The sequence below is a fragment of the Brevundimonas sp. CURTG3B2_SDJG genome (assembly GCF_057364705.1).
The window spans coordinates 1-589 of record NZ_JBNFOJ010000586.1 but is presented as its reverse complement, the minus strand read 5'-3'; the positions used below and the strand labels follow the sequence as shown (position 1 = coordinate 589).

Genomic DNA, 589 nt, shown 5'->3' with positions numbered 1-589 from the left:
CCGGCGCTGTCGAACGCCGTCCTGGACCGGCTGACCGCGGGCTGGCGCGAGGTGGTGTCGGTCGAGGCGGCGATCTCGCCGGGGCGCGGGCGCCGCGCGGCCTGTCGGTGACGCAGGCGATCCTGTCCTGGCTGGGGCGGCCGGTGCTGGTCTTCGACGGAGGCGTCTTTACGATGCGACGGGGCTGGAGCGGGCTCCATCGGCGCGATTTCGGGCGCGCAGGGCGGCGGCTCGTTTCGCTGTGCGAGACGCCGGACCTGGATCTGTTCCCGACGCGGTTCGAGCCGCGCGAGCGCGCCTTGTTTCTGGCGGGGCTTGAGCCCTGGCCGGCGCACCTGGGCGCCTGGGTTCTGGGCGGGCTGGCGCGGGCCTTCCGGTTCGATCCAGTTCCGCTGGCTCGAGGCCTGATGGCGATGTCGGCCTGGGCTTCGGCGTTCGGTTCGGATCGCGGGGCGATGCGGGTGCAGGCCTATGGCGTGGACGGGGAGGGCCGGGCGGCGCGGGCGGTCTGGCGGCTGGTCGCCGAGCCGGGGGGAGGGGCCTGTCACCCCCAGCCTGCCGGCCCTGGCGGCGATCCGGGCGATCGTGA

At 75.0% G+C, this 589-nt stretch carries 1 pseudogene; it reads left to right on the top strand.

From position 1 onward, the window contains the following. Window positions 1–107: 107 nt before the first annotated feature. Window positions 108–589: pseudogene (locus tag AC2W7C_RS18810) on the top strand (SDR family oxidoreductase); the annotation flags it as partial.